We start from the raw sequence: 19,107 nt of genomic DNA on the forward strand, positions 1-19,107 counted from the left end.
GCAGCCTCACCATACGAACCGCCCTTGGAGCCTGCATGCGAGCCGTCCGACTGACCGTCACCGCCGCCGTGACCGCGGCCGCTCTGACCGCCCTTTCGGCGTGCACCTCGAAGAGCGACGCCAAGGACGGTGACGCCATCCAGGTCACCGCGGCCGACTCCACGTGCGACACCTCCAGCAAGTCCGTGCCGGCCGGCCAGGTCACGCTGAAGATCGAGAACAAGGGGTCGCGGGCGACCGAGGTCGAGATCCTCTTCCCGGACGACCGGATCGTCTCCGAGAAGGAGAACATCGGGCCGGGCACCAAGTACACCCTCACCGCCGAGGTGAAGGCCGGCTCCTACGAGATCGCCTGCCGGCCCGGCATGAAGGGCCACGGCGTCCGGCAGAAGCTGACCGTGACCGGCGCCGGCGCCACCGCCAAGCGCGACCCGGGGCTGGACTCGGCCGTCGCCCGGTACCGCACCTACGCCCAGGGCCAGGCCGACGAGACGCTGCCGAAGGCCAAGGCGTTCGCGAAGGCCGTCCAGGACGGCGACCTGGAGGCGGCGAAGAAGGCCTACGGCCTGTCCCGCCTCGGCTGGGAGCGCACCGAGCCGGTCGCCGAGTCCTTCGGTGACATCGACCCGAAGGTGGACGTCCGCGAGGACGGCCTGGAGCCCGGCCAGAAGTGGACCGGCTGGCACCGGCTGGAGAAGGCCCTCTGGCACGACAAGAAGATCGGCGCCGAGGAGAAGGCCCTCGCCGGCCGGCTGGTGACGGACCTCGAGGACTGGCAGAAGCGGGTCGGCAAGGCCGAGATCACCCCGACCTCCATGGCCAACGGCGCCAAGGAGCTGCTGGACGAGGTCGCCACCGGCAAGGTCACCGGCGAGGAGGACCGCTACGCCCACACCGACCTCGTCGACTTCAAGGGCAACGTCGAGGGCGCGCAGAAGGCCTACGAGCTGCTGAAGCCGGTCGCCGCGAAGAACGACCCCGCGCTGACCAAGGAGCTGGACAAGCAGTTCGCCGCGCTGGACGCGCTGCTCGACAAGTACCGCACGGACAAGACCTCGTACGACTTCGTCTCCTACGACAAGGTCGGCAAGGACCAGCGCAAGGAGCTGTCGGACGCGGTGAACGCGCTCGCCGAGCCGCTGTCCAAGCTCGCCGCCGCGGTCGTGAAGTAGCAGGGGGAAGGGCGATGACCGAGACCCAGGGGAGCACTCCGTCGCGCCGGGCGCTGATCGGCTGGGGCGGTGCCGGGCTCGCGCTCGGGGCCGCCGCGGCCGGCGGGGCCGTGGCGGTGGCCCGGTCCGGCGACGACGCGGAACCGGTGGCCGACGCGATGGGCGGCGCGGTGGAGTTCCACGGCGCCCACCAGGCCGGCATCGCCACCCCGGTGCAGGACCGGCTGCACTTCGCCGCGTTCGACGTGAAGACCGACGACCGCGAGGCGTTCGTCCAGCTGCTCAAGGACTGGACCGAGGCGGCCCGCCGGATGACCGCCGGCAAGCCGGTCGGCGAGGGCGCCTACGGCGGGCTCGCCGAGGCCCCGCCGGACGACACCGGCGAGGCGCTCGGGCTGAAGCCGTCCCGGCTGACGCTGACCATCGGGTTCGGGCCGTCGCTGTTCGACAAGTTCGGCCTGAAGGGCGAGCGGCCCGCGGCCCTGGTCGACCTGCCCAGGTTCCCCGGCGACAACCTGGAGCGCTCCCGCACCGGCGGTGACCTGTGCGTCCAGGCGTGCGCCGACGATCCGCAGGTGGCCGTGCACGCCATCCGCAACCTCGCCCGCATCGGCTTCGGCAAGGTGGCCGTGCGCTGGTCCCAGCTCGGCTTCGGCAAGACCTCCTCGACCACCCCGGGCGCGCAGACCCCGCGCAACCTCTTCGGCTTCAAGGACGGCACCCGCAACATCGCGGGCACCGAGACCGGCCGGCTGGCCAAGCACGTCTGGGTCGGCGCCGGGGACGGCCCGGACTGGATGACCGGAGGGTCGTACCTGGTCGCCCGGCGGATCCGGATGAACATCGAGACCTGGGACCGCACCTCGCTCCAGGAGCAGGAGGACGTCTTCGGCCGGGACAAGCGCGAGGGCGCCCCGGTAGGCAAGGCCAAGGAGCACGACGAGCCGTTCCTGAAGGCGATGAAGCCGGACGCGCACGTCCGGCTCGCGCACCCGGACTCCAACGGCGGGATCACCATCCTGCGCCGGGGCTACTCCTTCACCGACGGCACCGACGGCCTCGGCCGGCTCGACGCGGGCCTGTTCTTCCTCGCCTACCAGCGGGACGTACGCAAGGGCTTCATCCCGCTCCAGCGCAAGCTCGCGGCGCACGACGCGCTCAACGAGTACATCCAGCACGTGGGTTCGGCGGTCTTCGCCGTCCCGCCCGGCGTCCGGGACTCCGGCGACTGGTGGGGCCGGACGCTGTTCTCGAAGGAGGCGTAGCCCGTGTTCTCCAACTACCTGATCGGCCTGCGCGAGGGACTGGAGGCGTCGCTCGTCGTCTGCATCCTGATCGCCTACCTGGTCAAGACCGGCCGCCGGGACGCCATCAAGCCCATCTGGGCCGGCATCGGTGTCGCGATCGCCATCGCCATGGGCTTCGGCTGCGCCCTGGAGTTCGGCTCGCAGGAGCTGACCTTCCAGGCGCAGGAGGCGCTCGGCGGATCCCTGTCGATCGTTGCCGTCGGCCTGGTGACCTGGATGGTGTTCTGGATGCGGCGCACCGCCCGGAACCTGCGGTCGGAGCTGCACGGCAAGCTGGACGCGGCCCTCAAGCTCGGCACCGGCGCGCTGGTCGCCACCGCGTTCCTCGCCGTGGGCCGGGAGGGTCTGGAGACCGCGCTGTTCGTGTGGGCGTCGGTGCACGCGGCCTCCGACGGCACCCCGCGCCCGCTGGTCGGGGTCGCCCTCGGGCTGGCCACGGCGGTGCTCCTGGGCTGGCTGTTCTACCGGGGTGCGCTGAAGATCAACCTGGCGAAGTTCTTCACCTGGACCGGCGGCATGCTGGTCGTGGTCGCGGCGGGCGTGCTGGCGTACGGCTTCCACGACCTCCAGGAGGCCGACTGGGTGCCGGGCCTGAACGACCTGGCGTTCGACATCAGCGGTGCCATCCCGCCGGACAGCTGGTACGGCACGCTGCTGAAGGGCGTGTTCAACTTCCAGCCGGATCCGACGGTCGTCCAGATCACGGTGTGGGCGCTGTATCTGGTCCCGGTGCTCGGGCTGTTCCTCTCCCCGGTAGGGTTCGCCTCCGGAAAGGGGAAGGTGAAGGAGCCCGATGAGCAGGGAACGCAGCCCTCGGCGGCCTCGCAGGCGTGACCGGAACGCACTCATAGCGGCCGCGCTGACCGCTTTGTCGCTGACGGCGAGCGGATGCGTGGTGGTGCACGGGGAGCGCGAGGTGCTCCCCGCCGCCACCCGTGCCGAGGCCGCCAAGGCCGTCGCCGCGTTCACGGACGCGTACAACAAGGCCGACAAGGCCTACGACAGCTCCGTGGACGCCCCCTATGTCACCGGCGCCCTCGCCGACATCGACGCCGCCCGGCTGAAGGCGGGGCACGTCAACAGCCCCTCCGGCAACCCGGCCCACACCCCGCTGACCCTGACGGACGTGAAGATCACGATCGTCAAGAAGGCCGGCTGGCCCCGCTGGTTCGTCGCCGACGCCCGGGGCAACAAGGGCGGCGGGGCCCGCTGGGTGCTCGTGTTCACCCGGGGCGACCTCGGTGAGCGGTGGCGGGTGGCCTATCTGACCCTGATGGCGCCCGGGACCGTACCGGAGTTCAAGAAGGACGCGGACGGCTGGGCCGAGGCCGTGCCCGCCGACAGCCCGCGACTGGCCGTGCGTCCCGACGGGTTGAGCAAGGCGTACGCGGCCTATCTGAAGAACGGCGGGGCGGCCTTCGCGGACGGCCGCGACACCAGCGGGCTGCGCGCGGCCCGGAAGAAGGAGGCCGAGAAGCCCGGTCTGGTCCGGCAGTTCATCGACGAGCCGCTCACCCATGGCGCCTACGCGCCGCTCGCGCTGCGCACGGCGGACGGCGGGGCGCTGGTGTTCTTCACCACGCACCACTACGAGAAGCGGACCGCCGCGACCGGCGCCACCGTGCCGATCCCCAACAAGGACGTGCGGGCCCTGATCAAGGGCGAGGTGAAGCAGTCCCTGACGATGGAGTCCATCGCCAACGAGGCCGTCCTCGACCCGGCCGGCAGCGGCCCGGTGCGGATGCTGGGACGGGTACAGGGACTGACGTCCGCACAGGGCGGCTGAACTCCGGCGGGCCGGACGACGTGGACGACCGGGCCGGTCGGTGGAGCCGGCCGGGCGGCCGGGGGCGGTCGGCCAAGACGGCCGGAAGGCCGATCGGCGGAGACAGCCCGGGGTCGGTCGACGGTGACAGCCAGGGGGCCGGTCGGTCAAGACGGCCGGGAGGCCGGACGGCGGAGACGGTCGGGCGGTCACGACGGCCGGGAGGCCAGTAGACGGCAGCAGCACAGCGACGGCCGACGGCGACAGCCGGAGCCCGTCGGGCAAGACGGCCGGAGGCCTCAGTGGCGCAGGGGCCAGGCCGCGCCCGGGTGGTCGGCCTCGGCGCCGTGCCGGGCGCAGGCGTCGGTGAGGGCCTCCAGCAGGCTCAGCGGATCGGGCAGCGCGTGCTCGGGGCCGCGTACCCACCGCACCCGCTGGTCGTCGTCACCGGGCAGCCGGGCGGGCGGTACGAGGACGTAGGAGCCCCGGCAGTGCCAGCGCAGGCCGGGATGCTCGTCCATCGTCTCCGGATGGCAGTCCAGCTCGCAGGGCCACCACTCGTCCTCGTCCTCCGGGGTGCCCCGGGTGAGGGTGAAGAACAGCATGCGGCCGTCGTCGCTCTCGGCGACCGGACCCACCTCGATACCCGCGCCGAGCAGCCGCTCAAGGGCCTCCCGGCCGGCCTCCAGGGGCACGTCGAGGACGTCGTGCACCATGCCGGTGGCGGTGATGAAGTTCGCCTGCGGCTGGTGCCGGGCCCAGCGCTCGATCTGGGCGCGGTCGGTGGTGGACTGCGTCTGCCAGGCGAACGACACCGGGTGCCGGGCCGGGGTGGGACAGCCGACGCGGTCGCAGGAGCAGCGGTAGCCGGGCGCGGGGTGCGCGGCGGGGGCGAGCGGCAGACCCGCGCCGGCGGCGGCGAGCAGCAGGGCCTCGCGGCCGCCTTCGTCGGCGGCGCCCTCCTTCGGGCGGCGTCCGCGCAGCCACTGGGAGAGTTTGCCCTGCCGGCCGGACCGGCCGCCGAACGTCCCGCTCATCAATCCCCTCGCCTCGCTGGTGTAGCGGACAGCATGCCCTATCGTCCCATCTTCGCGTGGACCGGGGGGGTCGCCGCAGGCGAGTGGCCGGCTGTCACCGGCAGGGGTGCCCGCGGTCAACGCGGCGCCAGGCCGTACAGCGCGTAGTCGACCAGGGTGTCCGTGTAGTCGTAGGTGATCGGGCCGGTGTGCTGGAGCCAGCGCTGGGCGAGCGGCGAGACGAACAGCTCCAGGGCGATCCGGGGGTCCACGTCCCGCCGTACGTGCCCGGCGTCCTGCGCCGAGCGCAGCCGGTCGACGTACAGCTGGAGCTGCGGTTCCAGGAGCCGGGCCACGAAGACGCGGCCGAGCTGCTCGTTGACGACGCCTTCCGCGGTCAGCGCGCGCGCCGGTGCGTCGAAGCGGGGGTCGAGCAGCTCGTCCACCGTGGCGCGCAGCACCGCCTTGAGATCGGCGGCCAGGTCGCCGGTGTCCGGGATGGCGGCCTCGTTCCCGGCCGTACCGTCTCCGGCCCTGTCCTGTCCGGCCGTGTCGTGGCCGGCTTCGCGGGCCGTCTGTTCGGCGAGGTCCAGGAAGGCCTCCAGCAGGACGTCCGCCTTGGAGGACCACCAGCGGTAGATGGTCTGCTTGCCGACCCCGGCGCGGGCGGCGATGGCCTCCACGGTGGTCTTCGGGTAGCCGACCTCCGCGACCAGGGAGAGGGCGGCGGCGTAGATCGCCCGGCGGGACTTCTCGCTGCGGCGGGTGGCGTCGGGGGCGGGCTTGCTGACCATGGGACCGAAAGTAACAAGCCGGGGCGGCGGGCTACGACGCGGAGTCGTACGGCGGCCAGGCGTCGCCCCAGTCGGCGTCCCGCGCGGCCTTGTACAGGTCGCCGTGGCGCTTGGTGACCGTCCTGCGGCTCAGCCGCTCGTCCGTCTCGCACAGGTCGAGCAGCACCTGGCCCTTGCGGATCTGCGGGCGCCGGACCACCCGGGCGGGGGCCGGTTCGGCGGGCAGCCGGGTCGCGGCGACGTAGGAGAACTTCTCGTCCTCGTACGCCAGCGAGCCGCCCTTGACCTGGCGGTGCAGGGAGGAGCGGCCGACCCGGGCGGAGAAGTGGCACCAGTCGGTGCCGGGCGCGATGGGGCAGGCGGCGCTGTGCGGGCAGGGCGCGGCGATCCGGAAACCGGCCCGGATCAGCCGGTCGCGGGCCTCGATGACGCGGGCGTAGCCGGCCGGGGTGCCGGCCTCGACGATCACGACGGTCCGGGCGGCGCGGGCGGCGGCGTCGACGAGGGCGGCGCGGGCGGGCTCGGCGAGTTCGTTGAGCACGTACGACACCGTGACCAGGTCGGTGTCGTCCAGGGTGAGGTCCGCGCCGATCCGGGCGCGCTGCCAGCGGGCGTCCTTCAGGGCCGGGTGGGCGGCGGCGAGCCGGCGGCCGACGGCGAGGGCGGGTTCGGCCCAGTCCAGCACGGTGACGTCGCGCTCGCCGGGCCAGGTCGTCTGGACGGCCCAGGTGGCGGCGCCGGTGCCGCCGCCGACGTCGGTGTGGCCGGCGGGGGTCCAGCCGGGCAGGGCGTCGGCGAGGGCGGCGAGGGCGGAGCGAACCGCCTCGAAGGTGGCGGGCATGCGGTACGCGGCGTACGCGGCCACGTCGGCGCGGTCGCGGAGGATCGGCGCGTGGGTGGGGGTGTCGCCGCGGTAGTTGGCGATCAGGCGGTCGACGGCGGCGGCCACCTCCTTGGGGGGCAGGCCGTCCAGCAGTTCGGCCAGGGCCGTGCGGAGGGGGTCGTTCACCCGGCGATTCTATGGCGCCCGGCGCCCTTCGTCCGCCGCCTCCGCCCGCCTGGTTCCGTCGGCCGGGAGGCGCCGTCCCGGACGGGTCAGACCACCGCCCTCGCCAGCAGCGTCGCCAGGTGTGCCCTCGGGGCGCTGTCGGGCGGGCGGCGGCGGGGGTGGACCGTGTTGGCCAGGAGGATCAGGAAGGTGTCGGTGGCCGGGTCCAGGACCAGGGACGTGCCGGTGAAGCCGGTGTGGCCCGCCGCGCCGCGGCCCGCCAGTTCGCCCATGAACCACGGCTGGTCCAGCAGGAAGCCCAGGCCGGGCGGGGTGAACAGCAGCTCCACGTAGTCGGGGCCGAGGATGCGCGCGGGACCGTAGGAGCCGCCGGCGAGCAGGGCGCGGCAGAAGACGGCCAGGTCGGGCGCGGTGGAGAACAGGCCCGCGTGGCCGGCGACCCCGCCGAGCGCCCAGGCGTTCTCGTCGTGCACCACGCCCCGCAGCATCCCCCGCTCGGCCTTGGCCCACGGCCGCCGCTGGTCCTCGGTGGCCGCGGCACCGGTGCGGGGACCGAAGCCGGTGGCGGTCATGCCGAGCGGCCGGGTGATGCCGTCCCGCACCAGGACGGCCAGGGCACGGCCGGTGATCCGTTCCAGGACGCACTGCAGGAGCAGCATGTTCAGGTCGGAGTAGCGGTAGATGCCCGGCCGGGCCGTCGGTGCCTCGGCGCGCAGCCGGTCCAGCCGGGACGCGTCGTCCGGGCAGTCGTACAGCGGCAGTTCGGGGCGCAGTCCCGAGGTGTGTGTGAGCAACTGGCGCACCGTCACACCGTGTTCTGCGGCGGCGTGGAAGTCGGGCAGGTAGTCGCCGACCCGGGCGTCGATGCCGAGGGTGCCCCGCTCGATCTGCTGCACGGCGGCGACCGCCGTGAACAGCTTGGTCAGGGAGGCCAGGTCGAAGGGGGTGTCGAGGGTGGCCGGGACCCGGGCACCGGGCGGCAGCTCGACGCCGGTGCCGGTCTCGGGGTCGTACCCGGCGTAGCGGACCGCCCAGCCGGCGGCCTCGGCGACGGCGATCACGGGTCCGCGGCCGGCCAGCACGACGGCGCCGGCCGCCCAGGGGCGCTCACCGGCGGTGAGGGCGTGCACCTCGGCGACCAGCTGCCCGAGCCCGACGGGGTCGAGCCCGGCTCGCTCCGGTGTGCCGGCGCGCAGTCTCGGTGCGCTCAGCTCGCGTCTCCCTCCGCGTGCGCACGGGTGGTCTCCCGTGTGGTCCAGGGACGGCACATTCCCACGAAGCAGGCCGCCGCGACCAGTGCTCCGGCCAGCTGGACCACGGCCATGGGCACGGCGGTGTGCTCTCCGGCGACGCCGACGAGCGGCGAGGCCACCGCGCCGACGAGGAAGGAGGAGGTGCCGAGCAGCGCGGAGGCGGAGCCGGCGGCGTGCCGGACGCGCAGCAGGGCGAGGGACTGGGCGTTGGGCAGGGTGAGGCCCATCGCGGACATGAGGACGAACAGGGCGGCGGCGACGGGGACCAGTCCGGTGTCGCCGAAGACGCCGGTGGCCATCAGCAGCAGTGCGGTCGCGGCGAGCGTGATCACCGCCAGGCCGGCCGCGAACACCTTGTCCAGGCCGACCCGGCCGACCAGCAGCTTGCCGTTGATCTGCCCGGCGGCCACCAGGCCGACCGAGTTCAGGCCGAACAGCAGGCTGAAGGTCTGCGGGGAGGCGCCGTAGATCTCCTGGATGACGAACGGGGAGGCCGATATGTAGGCGAACAGCGCGGCGAAGGCGAAGCCGCCGGCGAGCATGTAGCCGGTGAAGGGCAGGTCGGCGAGGAGGCCGCGCATCGCGCGCAGGGTCTCGCCGACGCCGCCGCGGTGCCGCTCCGCCGGAGGCAGGGTCTCCGGCAGCCGCAGCCAGACCAGGGCGGTGAGCAGCGCGCCGATCACCGTGAGCACCACGAACACGCCCCGCCAGTCCGTCACCCGCAGGATCTGCCCGCCGACGAGCGGCGCCACGATGGGCGCGGCCCCGGAGATCAGCATCAGGGTGGAGAAGAAGCGGGCCATGGCGACGCCGTCGTACAGGTCGCGTACGACGGCCCGGGCGATGACCACTCCGGCCGCGCCGGACAGGCCCTGCACCAGGCGGAACGCGATGAGCGTCTCGGCGGTGGGCGCGAGGGCGCACAGGGCGGTGGCGGCGAGGTAGACGACGAGCCCGGCGCGCAGCGGGCGGCGGCGCCCCCAGCGGTCGCTGAGCGGGCCGACGATCAGCTGGCCCAGCGCGAGTCCGGCCATGCAGGCGGTCAGGGTGAGCTGCACGGTGACGGCGGGGGCGTCCAGGGAGCGGGTGACCTGCGGCAGCGAGGGCAGGTACATGTCCATCGCGAGCGGGGTGGTCGCGGTGAGGGCGCCGAGCAGGAGGGTGACGAGGGGGCCGGTGCGGCCCGGGACGCCCGCCGTCGGCGGCGCGTCCGCGGAGCGGTGTCCCTGGGCCTGGTCCTGGTCCTGGTCCGGCGTCGGTGTCGCCGCGTGTTCCGGCATCTGCCCCTCCCTGTACGTGCCTTGGGCCCTCTGCCGTCGGTGCCGCTGACGCGGGTGTCGCCGGCATCGGGTGTCGCGACATCGGTGTCACCGGTCCGACCGGCACCTATGCTCTCAGCTCGGACAGACTGCCGAGGCACACACGAGCGAGGGCGGGGCGGCGATGGCGGAGCAGAGCGTGCGGTGGGGGATCCTGGCGACCGGCGGGATCGCGGCGGCGTTCGCGGCGGACCTGGTCGATCTCCCGGACGCGGAGATCACGGCGGTGGCCTCGCGCCGGCGCGAGTCGGCCGAGGCGTTCGCCGAGCGGTTCGGGGCGCGGCGGGCGTACGGCGACTGGGAGTCGCTGGCCGCCGACGAGGACGTGGACGTGGTCTACGTCGCCACCCCGCACTCGGCGCACCGGGCGGCCGCCGGGCTGTGCCTGCGCGCGGGCCGCAACGTGCTGTGCGAGAAGCCGTTCACGCTGAACCTGCGCGAGGCGGAGGAACTCGTCGCGCTGGCCCGGGAGCACGGCCGCTTCCTGATGGAGGCGATGTGGATGTACTGCAATCCGCTGGTCCGGCGGCTGACGGCGCTGGTGGCGGACGGGGCGATCGGCGAGGTGCGCACCGTGCAGGCGGACTTCGGGATCTCCGGTCCCTTCCCCGCGACGCACCGGCTGCGGGACCCCGCGCTGGGCGGCGGGGCGCTGCTGGACCTGGGGGTGTACCCGGTGGCGTTCGCGCAGTTGCTGCTCGGCGAGCCGGACGGGATCGCCGCGAGCGCGGTGCTCTCGCCGGAGGGCGTCGACCTCCAGACGGGGGCCGTGCTGTCCTGGGAGAGCGGTGCGCTGGCCGCGCTGCACTGCTCGATCACCGGCGGTACGGCGAACACCGCGTCGGTCACCGGCACGCGCGGCCGGATCGACGTGCCGTCCGGGTTCTTCCACCCGGAGCGGTTCGTGCTGCACCGCGAGGGCCGGGACCCGGAGGAGTTCACCGCCGATCCCGCCGACGGCCCGCGCACCAGCATGCGGCACGAGGCGCGCGAGGTCATGCGGGCGCTGCGGGCGGGTGAGAAGGAGTCGCCGCTGGTGCCGCTGGAGGGGACGCTCGCGGTGATGCGCACGATGGACGCGGTGCGGGAGCGGGTCGGGGTGCGGTATCCGGGGGACGCGGCGCCGACTGGCGGGGCGGCGGAGCCGGTGGGCGTCCAGCCGCAGGCCGGGTGACCTGCCCCCCGCGGAGTGGCCGTACGGCCGGCGTCCCGTCCGCGTCGGGTAACCGTATGGCGGACAGTCGATTCCGTATGGCGGACTGTCCGCCTACGCTGCGGAGTCATGACTGACAGGAACTCGAAGATCGCGGTGGTGACCGGGGCCGGGTCCGGCATCGGGCGGGCCGTCGCCGTGGAGCTGCTGCGCGCCGGCTGGTCCGTGGTGCTGGCCGGCCGGCGTGCCGAGCCGCTGGCGGAGACGGCGGAGCTGGTGCCGGGGGCGGCCACGCTCGCCGTCCCCGCCGACGTGTCCCGGCCGCAGGACGTCGACGCGCTGTTCTCGGCGGCCGTGGAGCGGTTCGGCCGGGTGGACCTGCTGTTCAACAACGCGGGGACCTTCGGGCCCGGCGGGGTCCCGGTCGAGGAGCTGCCGTACGACGCCTGGCGGCACGTGGTGGACACGAACCTCAACGGGGCCTTCCTGTGCGCGCAGGCCGCCTACCGGCGGATGAAGGAGCAGGACCCGCAGGGCGGCCGGATCATCAACAACGGCTCCATCTCGGCGCACGCACCCCGCCCGCACTCGGTCGCCTACACCGCGACCAAGCACGCGCTGACCGGCCTGACCAAGTCGCTGTCCCTGGACGGGCGGCCGTACGGCATCGCGGTCGGCCAGATCGACATCGGCAACGCGGCGACCGACATGACGACGCGGATGCAGACGGGTGCACTCCAGGCGAACGGGGAGGTCACCCCGGAACCGGTGATGGACGTGGCCGATGTGGCGCGCTCCGTACGGCACATGGCGGAGCTGCCGCTGGAGGCGAACGTGCAGTTCGCGACGGTGCTGGCGACGACGATGCCGTACATCGGCCGGGGCTGAGCCGCGCCCGGGCCGCACCGGCGGGCGGAGCTCGGACGGGCGCGCTATTGCGGCCCGTTGCTGACCTATGCTCAACTTTTCTCCACCGGAGCTTCACAGTTGGAGCACGGCGGTTCCGCGGCCATTCCGAGGGGGGAGGCGGCGGCCGTTCCACCGGACCGGAGCAGGGGGGCACCCTCGCACCACCGCGAGGCCGGACCGGGCCGCGGAACGGCCGCCGCGTAGGCGCGTAGGCGCGTAGGCGCCGGGTACGTACGACGGCTGGGTGCCGCTTGTCTGCGGTCCGGTCGGATACGTCGGCTCAGCGCCGCTCGCCGGCCGTCGGCTCCGGTCCCTCGCCCATCGACTCCTCGCCCGCCGGTCCCCCGCCCGCCGGTGCCGTCGTCCGGGTCCGGCGGCGGCGCAGGGCCCAGGCGCCCGCACCCAGCAGGGCGAGCGCGCCGGCGCCGGCCGCCAGTGCGACCGGGCCGGTGGAGCCACCGGCGGTCACCGCGCCGGGGGCACCGGCCGCCGCCCGCACCACCTGCCGCCCGGGCGCCGGGCTCGCGCTCGCGCCGCCCTCGCTGAGCGGAGTCACCAGCGTGCCCACGGGCCGGGCCGAACGTCCGTGGGTGAAGCCCCAGTCGAGCAGCGCGGCGGTCTCCTCGTACACGGCGTTGCCGCCGGACTCGGGATGCATCACGGTCACCAGCAGGGTGCGCCCGCCACGGGTGGCCGCGCCGGTGAAGGTGTTCCCGGCGTGGCTGGTGTAGCCGTTCTTGACACCGATCAGGCCCTCGTATGTCTTCAGACCCCATGCCCCGGTCAGCAGACGGTCGGTGTTCTGGATCTGGAACGTCTTCTTGCCGCCCGCCGGGAAGTCGGCCGTCCGCGTGCCGCAGTAACCGCGGAAGTCGGCGTCCTTCAGCCCGTGCCGGGCGAAGAGCGTGAGGTCGTACGCCGAGGAGAGCTGCCCCTTGTGGTCGAAGCCGTCGGGGCTGACCACATGGGTGTCCAGGGCCTGGAGGTCCTCGGCCTTGGCCTGCATCTCGGCGACGGTCCTGGCGATGCCGCCGTTCATGTGGGACAGCACGTGCACGGCGTCGTTGCCGGACCGCAGGAACACGCCCTGCCACAACTGCTCGACGGTGTAGGTGATGCCGGGCTTGATGCCGACGAGGCTGGAACCGGCCGGGACGTCGGCGAGGTCGGCGTCGGTGACCTTGTACCGCCGGGTGCGGTCGAACTTCTTCAGCACGGTGTCCGCGAACAGCATCTTCAGCGTGGACGCGGGCGCGAGCCGCCGGTGCGCGTCGAACGAGGCGAGCACCTCGCCGCTCGCGCAGTCGGCCACCAGCCAGGCGCGCGCGGTGAGCTTCCTGGGCAGTCCCGAGGCGCCGCGCACCTGGACACCGGTACGGGAAAGGAGTCCGCCCCCGACGACCGTGGTGGCCGCGGTGGCCGCGGTGGCGTCGGTGGCCGTGGACAAGGGCAGGGCGGCGGCCGTCAGGCCGAGGACGGCACGCCGGCTGAGCGGGGAACATTCACGCACCCGGGGACCGTACACCGCGACGAGCGGGCGTTCCGCGTCCGGAGGGGCGTACGGTCCGGATCACGCCGCCCGCCGGGGAGACGGGGCAAGTCGGCGCGGATCACCGGGCCTTGGGGGACGCTCACCGGCCGAGCGAGTGATCGGTCTCGGCCGGGCGGCCGGCCGGCGGTGAGGGGGCCCTTCTCGATCGCCCCGGCGTTCTCCTCGGTCGGGTCGTCATGGCGTCAGGCGCGCACCGGCGCCCCGGCCCGCCACCCGAACGGCAGTCCCGAGGGGCCGGGCGGGACCGTGGGTGCGAGGGTGGAGCCAGGAGCCGTGGGAGGTCCCGGAAAGAGGTCCGGAGTGGGAACACCGGGAGGAAACCGCCGGAAGGGACCGCCGGAGGGAACCGGAGCCACCGGGGGCACCCGGGGGGAGTCTGTCCGCCTGTCTGCTGGGAGTCACCGTGACCTGTTACGACCGACGTGATCTGGGCCTGCTGCTGCTCCGGCTGGGCACCGGAGGGGTGCTGGCGGCGCACGGCGCGCAGAAGCTGTTCGGCTGGTTCGGCGGACACGGGCTGGAGGGCACCGGCCAGTTCATGGAGTCCATCGGCTACGTGCCCGGCAAGCTGAGCGCGATGGCGGCGGGCCTGGCGGAGACCGGCGGCGGCACGCTGCTGGCGCTCGGCCTCGCGACCCCGGCGGCCGGTGCGGCGGCGGCCGGCGGCATGGCCGGGGCGGCGGCGGTGCACGTGCCCAACGGTTTCTTCGCCCAGGAAGGCGGCTACGAGCACGCGGCGATCCTGGGCCTGACGGCGGCCGGCCTGGCCGTCACCGGCCCCGGCCGCCTCTCCCTCGACCACGCCCTCGGGCACGTCCTCGACCGCGGCTGGATGGTCCCGGCCGCCCTCGGCGTGACGGCGGCGGCGACGGCCGTGGTGGTGGGCGCCCGCAGCCGCCGGCTACGGCGCAAGACGCAGGGCGAGCAGGAGACGCTGTTCGAGGAGTGAGCGCCGGCGCGGGCCTAGGCGGCGGCGAGGTCGGCAGACCGACTTGACCAGCCGCCTCTGGTCTGCGACGGGCGCGCGGTTCTTCACGGTGAGGGGATTGTCTCGATCCGTTGGCGGTTGAGGAGATACTTCGGCATGTACGGGTGTTCTTCAGGGAAGCCGAACCCGTGGTCGTAGGCGATGCTCGCCATCGCGAGTGGTCCGAGGGCCACGCGGGCGCGCGGTTCTGTGGAGGCGCCCCAGTAACTCGCGTGGTTCTCCAGGGCTTCGGTGAGCGCCTTGCCGAAGGCGTCGTGGTCGCGTGTGATCAGGCGGTGGAAGAGGGCGACCGGCTGGTAGTCGACGCCGTTCACAAAGTCCTTCGGCGCGTGGGTCACCGCGTCCGGCATGGACGTCTCCATGGTGGCGAGCAGCTTTTCCACGACGTCGTCCGTGGCACGCTCGGAGAAGTAGGTCTGCAGGGTGTCGATCCAGTGCAGCACGTACGCGTCGACGGTGTCGTCCTGCCGCAGGGTCGCCAGTGGCACCTGGCACAGCCGGGTGATCCGGTCCCGCTGGCGGCACACGATCGCCAGGTAGAGGGCGTCGAGCCAGGCACGGGCGTCCGGGGCCGGTTCGCCGCGGAGGGCGGGCAGTTGCCGGACGAGGTCGGCGCCGAGGTGGCACTCCTGCGGCCGCCCACCGGTGAACAGGGCGCAGCCGAGTTGTACGGCGGTGGCCCACGCGTCCCACGTGTCGACGTACGCGGCGCCGGGATCGGCGGCGCAGCGGGCGTGGGCGAGCGCGACGGCGGAGGCGAACGCCTCCCCCGCCTCCGCCGGGGAATCGGCGAGGCGCGCCAGGGACTCGGCCGTGCGGTGGGTGAGTTCGGTGGTGTCCGGGGACCGGGTGGCGCCGCCGGTGGCGAGGCGGCCCGCGCGATCGAGGCGGACCAGGCCCTTCATCAGGGCGAGCAGGGGCGGTGGCGGTCGCAGGGCGAAGGTCCGCGTGTCCTGGTCGATGACCGTGAGCGACGTCAGGCCGCCGCGGTGCCACCAGTAGACGCGTGGGGACAGCGCGCCCGGGCCGTCCTCGTACGCGGCCGACGCCAGGTCGGCGAGGGCGTTGACGGCGTCGACCACGGAGCCGTCGGTGATCGGGTGGTACGCCAGCAGGTGCCGGTTGGGAACGGCGACGAGGGCACCGGCGTCGGGAAGCGGCGCGCCGGTTACCTGCCGGACCGCCGCGGACAGGAACAGCGCCTTGCTCGCGACGAACGGGGAGTCGCCGTACAGCGAGTGCAGCCGCGCCCGTCCCCCGGCCGGGACCGCCTCGTGCTCGACGGGTACGCGCAGCAGGTTCGCGTACGCCGCCTGCCCCAGGTTCTCCAGCCCCGCCCGTTCCACGTCGGCGTCCGTGAGGATCCGCACGCTGGTGGGCCCGTCGAGGGCGTACGCGAAGACGAGCCCCTCGGCCACCACACGCGCGTACCGCATGGCGGCGGCGAGTTCGGGGCCGAGCGCATCGACGGGCAGCAGCCGGGCGTGTACGTCCCGGAGCAGCTCCTCGGCGGTCTCCCCGCCCGTACTGGCCTGCTCCAAGCGGGAGAAGTGGGCGGCGACCAGCTCGGGCCAGCGTTCCTCCCGCACCTCACGGCACGCGTACGCCAGGTTGGTCAGGGGGTGTTCACGGCCGTCCCGCGCGTAGGGGGCGGCGAGCGTCCGCAGGTGTGCCGCCTGCGCGACCGTCAGCATCGGCAGGGCCGAGTCGGGCGTGTCCTCTGGTGTCACCCGCGTGACTCTACGCGGCGCGCACACGACGTCAGGACACGCCGCCCTGCGCGGGATCCGGCCGCACCGTCCGTGCCCGCGTTGCCTCCGCGACCCGCGAGACGAGAGGATGCCGGGCGAGCCTCGTAGAAGGTGTTCGCCGGGGTGGTGATCGCCGCCGTGGTGTGCGCCGGCTGCGTGGGGTGGTCCTTCCTCGCGCACCGGGTGGCCGGGCAGGATCCGTACCGGACGTCCGTGCCCGCGCCGGCCGCGCCCTCCGGTCAGGCCACCGGAACTCCGCGGCCTGCGGATTCGGCCCGGTGATAGGTTCGAACTCGTGATATCCCGGGGGACTGTGAGCGGTACGGCGCTGAGCCGGGTCACCTTGGTCGGTGAGCGGCGGCGGGTGGACCCGGTGTTGCCGTCCCGGGAGCCGGTGGGGCTGTTGCTGCCCGAAGTGCTGCGGCTTCTCGACGACCGGGTGGGCGAACGGCCGCAGGCCCGGCACCTGGTGGCGGCCGACGGCAGTGCGCTGGAACCGGACGACACGCTGGAGTCGGCCGGCGTGCCCGACGGAGCCGTACTGCGGCTCGTACGGGTCGTCGTGTCCGCCGTCGCCCTCGGCGTACTGCCCCGGCCGGCGCTGACGGCGTCGGGGCTGTCCGGGCTGGACGACCGGCGCGCCGCCGGGACGCCGGTCAGCCGTCATCGGGTGGGTACCGCCTTGGCCGCCACGCATCGCGGGTTCGCGCTGGCCACGGTCGTCACCGCGGTCTCCGGTGCCGTCGCCGCGGTGCTGTCGGTACGTACGGTGACGGTGTGGACGGTGCTGCCGGCCGTGCTGTCCCTGGGGGTACTGGCCGTACGGCCCGCCGAGCATGTGCGGGTACGGCTGCGCAAGGCCGGTGATGTGCCGGAGTCGGCCGGTGTGATCGCTCTGTTCCCGCTGGTGCTCGGGGTGTTCGGGGTGTACGGGCGGCTGCTCGGCACCTTCGCGTGAGGTGGCGGTGATGACGGGTTCCGGTCGTTGGCAGGACGAGGTGCTGGGCGAGCTGACCGCCGGCTCCGCCGGTGAGGCAGGTGAGGCGGGCGAGCAGCGGTCCCCGGAGGACGTCCGGCCGCCCCTGCCCGTGCGCCGGCCGGACGAGGAGCGTCCCCACCCGGGCAAGCGGCGCCGCCGAGCGTCCCGCGAGACCCGCACCACGCCCCCGGTCCCGGCGACCCCGCCACAGCCCACGACCGACCCCCGGCCGACCACGCCCCAGCCGACCCCATCTCAGCCGGCCACTCCTCGACCGACCCCACCTCAGGCGGCCACTCCTCAGCCCACCTCGTCTCAGTCGCCCGCACCCCGGCCGGCCACACCGTCCCCGGACCAGCCCGGCACCTCCGCCGCGCCCACCGCGCCCACCGCCCCCGCCGCTCCCGCGCCGTCTCCGGCCACCGGCGTCCGACCGGCACCGGAGGAGCGCCCCGCCACCCCTGCCCCGTCCCCGGCGGCCGCTTCCTCCCCCGGCCCTGCCACACCCCCGCCCACCACTCCCCCAGCCACCCCGTCCACACCCCCGGCGAACACCTCCCCCACCACCCCCCCCCTGCCCCCCGCCAGCACCCCTCCCACCAGCGCACCCCCGCCCAACGACGCCTCCCCCGCCGTCCGGCCTCCCCGTCAGGCCCGGTTGCCGATGGTGACCCCCGAGCCCGTGCCGACGCTCGACCCGCGTCTGGCCATAGCGCTCGGCTCGCCGCAGCACGGCGACTCGCTGGCCCGGCGTTCGGGACGGTCGCTGCGCAGGCTCGCCTCCTCGGCCGCGCGGGCGGTCGCCGAGGAGAGCCGGCTGGGCGGCCTGTTGCAGCAGCCGGTGACCACGGGCCGGGTGATCGCGGTGACGTCGATCCGCGGCGGGGTCGGCAAGACCACGACCGCCGCGCTGCTGTCGCGGACGTTCGGTCACTACCGGCACGACCCGGTCCTCGCCCTGGAGGCGGACGCCGCGCTGGGCACGCTGGCGGTGCGGATGGGCGCGCAGTCCGTCCGCTGGTCGTGCGTCGAACTCGCCCGGATCCTCACGCCGTCGATGCGGCTGACGGACGTCACCGGGTACCTGGTGCCGGTCGCGGACGGCGGCTGGCTGCTGCCCGCGAGTCAGGGCCGGGTGGGCGCCCCGCTGGACGTCCCCACCTACCGCACCGTCACGCTCGCGCTGCGCCGCTACTTCGCCGTCACCGTGGTGGACTGCGAGACGCTGCCCGGCGAGGTGGCCCGTACGGCGATGGACACGGCGCACGCGCGGGTGGTCGTCGCCCCGCTCACCGCGGAGGGTGTGGACGGGACCCGGATCGTCCTGGACTGGCTCGGCCGGCTGCCGCACGCCGCGCTCGCCTCCACCGTCGTGGCCCTCGTCTCGACCACGCCCGACATGAACCTGGATCCGAAGGCCGCCGCGGCCCATCTGCGGGAAACCGGGGTCACGCTGGTGCATCTGCCCTACGACCGGCACCTGGCCGCCGGCGGACCGATCAGGACCGACCTGCTCGGCGAGGCCACCCGCCGCGCGGCCACCCTGCTGGCCGCCGAGGCGCTCCAGCGGGCGGTGCGGGTCCGTTGACACAGCGACTCGTCCACCTTCCGGCCCGCGCCACCCGCCCGTCGCTCCCGCCCGCGCCCCGTACGATCGAGCCCCCGCCGAACCTGCCCGAGGGCAAGACCGGCACCCCGGCGACCGCCCTGCTGCCGATGGCCGGCGTGCTCAGTTCGGTCGTGATGATGACGGTGGTCCGCTCCAGCCGGTTCGCGGGGCTGGGCGCCGTCGTCCTGGTCGTCGCGCTGCTCGGCGCGGTCGCCCTGTTCCTGTCGCAGCGCGGCAAGGCGCAGCGGCAGCGGCGCGAGCGGTACCTGGAGTATCTGGAGGAGCTGCGCGCCGAGTTGGGCGCCCCCGCAGGTCCCGGTCGCGTTCACGCTCGGCGCCCGGGACGTCCGGGCCGCCGGCCTCGCCCACTGCCGCCGGCCACCGCTGCCGACGGGACCGGTACCGGTCGGCTCCGCCGCGGCCCCGGCCCTGCACTACCCGCTCGGTGACGGCACCGACCCCGCCGCCTGGACGGCGCTCAAGGCGCTCACCGAGCACCTCAGGACCGGCGGCGGCTGAAGTACGGGGGTG

General features: G+C 74.2%; 17 protein-coding genes and 1 pseudogene. 11 read left to right on the plus strand and 7 right to left on the minus strand.

What is annotated here, in order from left to right:
* Window positions 1-35 precede the first annotated feature (35 nt).
* Genes efeO through IH25_RS0123790 form a run of 4 tightly spaced genes read left to right on the plus strand, consistent with a single transcriptional unit; the run spans window position 36 to window position 4,265 of the window.
* The gene (gene efeO / locus IH25_RS0123775) at window positions 36-1,172 is read left to right on the plus strand and encodes an iron uptake system protein EfeO (RefSeq protein ID WP_030614089.1); all 1,137 of its coding nucleotides are present in this window, start codon (window positions 36-38) and stop codon (window positions 1,170-1,172) included.
* A 14-nt stretch (window positions 1,173-1,186) separates the two neighbouring features.
* A complete protein-coding gene (gene efeB, locus IH25_RS0123780; protein ID WP_030614091.1) occupies window positions 1,187-2,437 on the plus strand; it encodes an iron uptake transporter deferrochelatase/peroxidase subunit in 1,251 nt (416 codons plus the stop codon).
* 3 nt (window positions 2,438-2,440) lie between these two features.
* Window positions 2,441-3,313 carry an iron uptake transporter permease EfeU gene (gene efeU, locus IH25_RS0123785; protein WP_030614094.1) on the plus strand — a complete coding sequence of 291 codons (873 nt, stop codon included), beginning with the start codon at window positions 2,441-2,443 and terminating at the stop codon, window positions 3,311-3,313.
* Complete coding sequence (locus IH25_RS0123790) at window positions 3,273-4,265, plus strand: hypothetical protein (RefSeq protein WP_078844378.1); 993 nt, start codon at window positions 3,273-3,275, stop codon at window positions 4,263-4,265. The genes efeU and IH25_RS0123790 overlap by 41 nt, the downstream gene beginning before the upstream one ends.
* A gap of 278 nt (window positions 4,266-4,543) precedes the next feature.
* Here IH25_RS0123790 and IH25_RS0123795 read toward each other — a convergent pair whose 3' ends face one another.
* From IH25_RS0123795 to IH25_RS0123815, 5 genes are all read right to left on the minus strand, one after another.
* Window positions 4,544-5,281 carry a bifunctional DNA primase/polymerase gene (locus tag IH25_RS0123795; protein ID WP_030614101.1) on the minus strand — a complete coding sequence of 246 codons (738 nt, stop codon included), beginning with the start codon at window positions 5,279-5,281 and terminating at the stop codon, window positions 4,544-4,546.
* 116 nt (window positions 5,282-5,397) lie between these two features.
* Window positions 5,398-6,054, minus strand: coding sequence for a TetR/AcrR family transcriptional regulator (locus IH25_RS0123800; RefSeq protein WP_030614103.1), 657 nt, complete (start codon window positions 6,052-6,054; stop codon window positions 5,398-5,400).
* Between the two features lie 31 nt (window positions 6,055-6,085).
* Entirely contained in the window at window positions 6,086-7,063 is a 978-nt protein-coding gene (locus IH25_RS0123805; RefSeq protein WP_030614106.1) for a small ribosomal subunit Rsm22 family protein, read from the minus strand.
* Window positions 7,064-7,149: 86 nt separating this feature from the next.
* On the minus strand, window positions 7,150-8,331 hold the full coding sequence (locus IH25_RS0123810; RefSeq protein ID WP_030614109.1) for a serine hydrolase domain-containing protein: 1,182 nt from the start codon (window positions 8,329-8,331) through the stop codon (window positions 7,150-7,152).
* Window positions 8,271-9,596 (minus strand): multidrug effflux MFS transporter, encoded by a 1,326-nt coding sequence (locus tag IH25_RS0123815; protein WP_030614112.1) that lies wholly within the window; start codon window positions 9,594-9,596, stop codon window positions 8,271-8,273. The genes IH25_RS0123810 and IH25_RS0123815 overlap by 61 nt, the downstream gene beginning before the upstream one ends.
* A gap of 163 nt (window positions 9,597-9,759) precedes the next feature.
* Between IH25_RS0123815 and IH25_RS0123820 the strand changes: the two genes are divergently transcribed.
* Together IH25_RS0123820 and IH25_RS0123825 are read left to right on the plus strand one after the other, a co-directional pair.
* Window positions 9,760-10,809 (plus strand): Gfo/Idh/MocA family protein, encoded by a 1,050-nt coding sequence (locus tag IH25_RS0123820; protein ID WP_209445360.1) that lies wholly within the window; start codon window positions 9,760-9,762, stop codon window positions 10,807-10,809.
* 108 nt (window positions 10,810-10,917) lie between these two features.
* Window positions 10,918-11,676 carry an SDR family oxidoreductase gene (locus IH25_RS0123825; protein WP_030614117.1) on the plus strand — a complete coding sequence of 253 codons (759 nt, stop codon included), beginning with the start codon at window positions 10,918-10,920 and terminating at the stop codon, window positions 11,674-11,676.
* 301 nt (window positions 11,677-11,977) lie between these two features.
* Here the strand turns inward: IH25_RS0123825 and IH25_RS0123830 are convergent, their stop codons facing one another.
* A complete protein-coding gene (locus IH25_RS0123830; protein ID WP_209445361.1) occupies window positions 11,978-13,207 on the minus strand; it encodes a D-alanyl-D-alanine carboxypeptidase family protein in 1,230 nt (409 codons plus the stop codon).
* A 445-nt stretch (window positions 13,208-13,652) separates the two neighbouring features.
* Between IH25_RS0123830 and IH25_RS0123835 the strand changes: the two genes are divergently transcribed.
* On the plus strand, window positions 13,653-14,198 hold the full coding sequence (locus IH25_RS0123835; RefSeq protein ID WP_030614123.1) for a DoxX family protein: 546 nt from the start codon (window positions 13,653-13,655) through the stop codon (window positions 14,196-14,198).
* Between the two features lie 83 nt (window positions 14,199-14,281).
* On the opposite strand, the gene IH25_RS0123840 is transcribed toward IH25_RS0123835, so the two are convergent.
* Window positions 14,282-15,967 (minus strand): immunity 49 family protein, encoded by a 1,686-nt coding sequence (locus tag IH25_RS0123840; RefSeq protein WP_030614126.1) that lies wholly within the window; start codon window positions 15,965-15,967, stop codon window positions 14,282-14,284.
* Window positions 15,968-16,301: 334 nt separating this feature from the next.
* Here IH25_RS0123840 and IH25_RS0123850 point away from each other — a divergent pair, with 334 nt between their 5' ends.
* The 4 genes and pseudogenes from IH25_RS0123850 to IH25_RS42440 all read left to right on the plus strand — a co-directional run bounded on the left by IH25_RS0123850 (window position 16,302) and on the right by IH25_RS42440 (window position 19,095).
* Window positions 16,302-16,946, plus strand: a complete 645-nt coding sequence (locus IH25_RS0123850; protein WP_030614129.1) for an EsaB/YukD family protein — start codon at window positions 16,302-16,304, stop codon at window positions 16,944-16,946.
* A 703-nt stretch (window positions 16,947-17,649) separates the two neighbouring features.
* Window positions 17,650-18,555, plus strand: a complete 906-nt coding sequence (locus tag IH25_RS0123860) for a type VII secretion protein (protein WP_245172866.1) — start codon at window positions 17,650-17,652, stop codon at window positions 18,553-18,555.
* A pseudogene (locus IH25_RS0123865) lies at window positions 18,552-18,911 on the plus strand (hypothetical protein); the annotation flags it as partial. The gene IH25_RS0123860 and the pseudogene IH25_RS0123865, both read left to right, overlap by 4 nt.
* The gene (locus IH25_RS42440; protein WP_245172870.1) at window positions 18,850-19,095 is read left to right on the plus strand and encodes a DUF6177 family protein; all 246 of its coding nucleotides are present in this window, start codon (window positions 18,850-18,852) and stop codon (window positions 19,093-19,095) included. The pseudogene IH25_RS0123865 and the gene IH25_RS42440, both read left to right, overlap by 62 nt.
* The last annotated feature ends 12 nt before the right edge of the window (window positions 19,096-19,107 follow it).

The sequence above is a fragment of the Streptomyces achromogenes subsp. achromogenes genome, assembly GCF_000720835.1.
Lineage (GTDB): Bacteria > Actinomycetota > Actinomycetes > Streptomycetales > Streptomycetaceae > Streptomyces > Streptomyces achromogenes.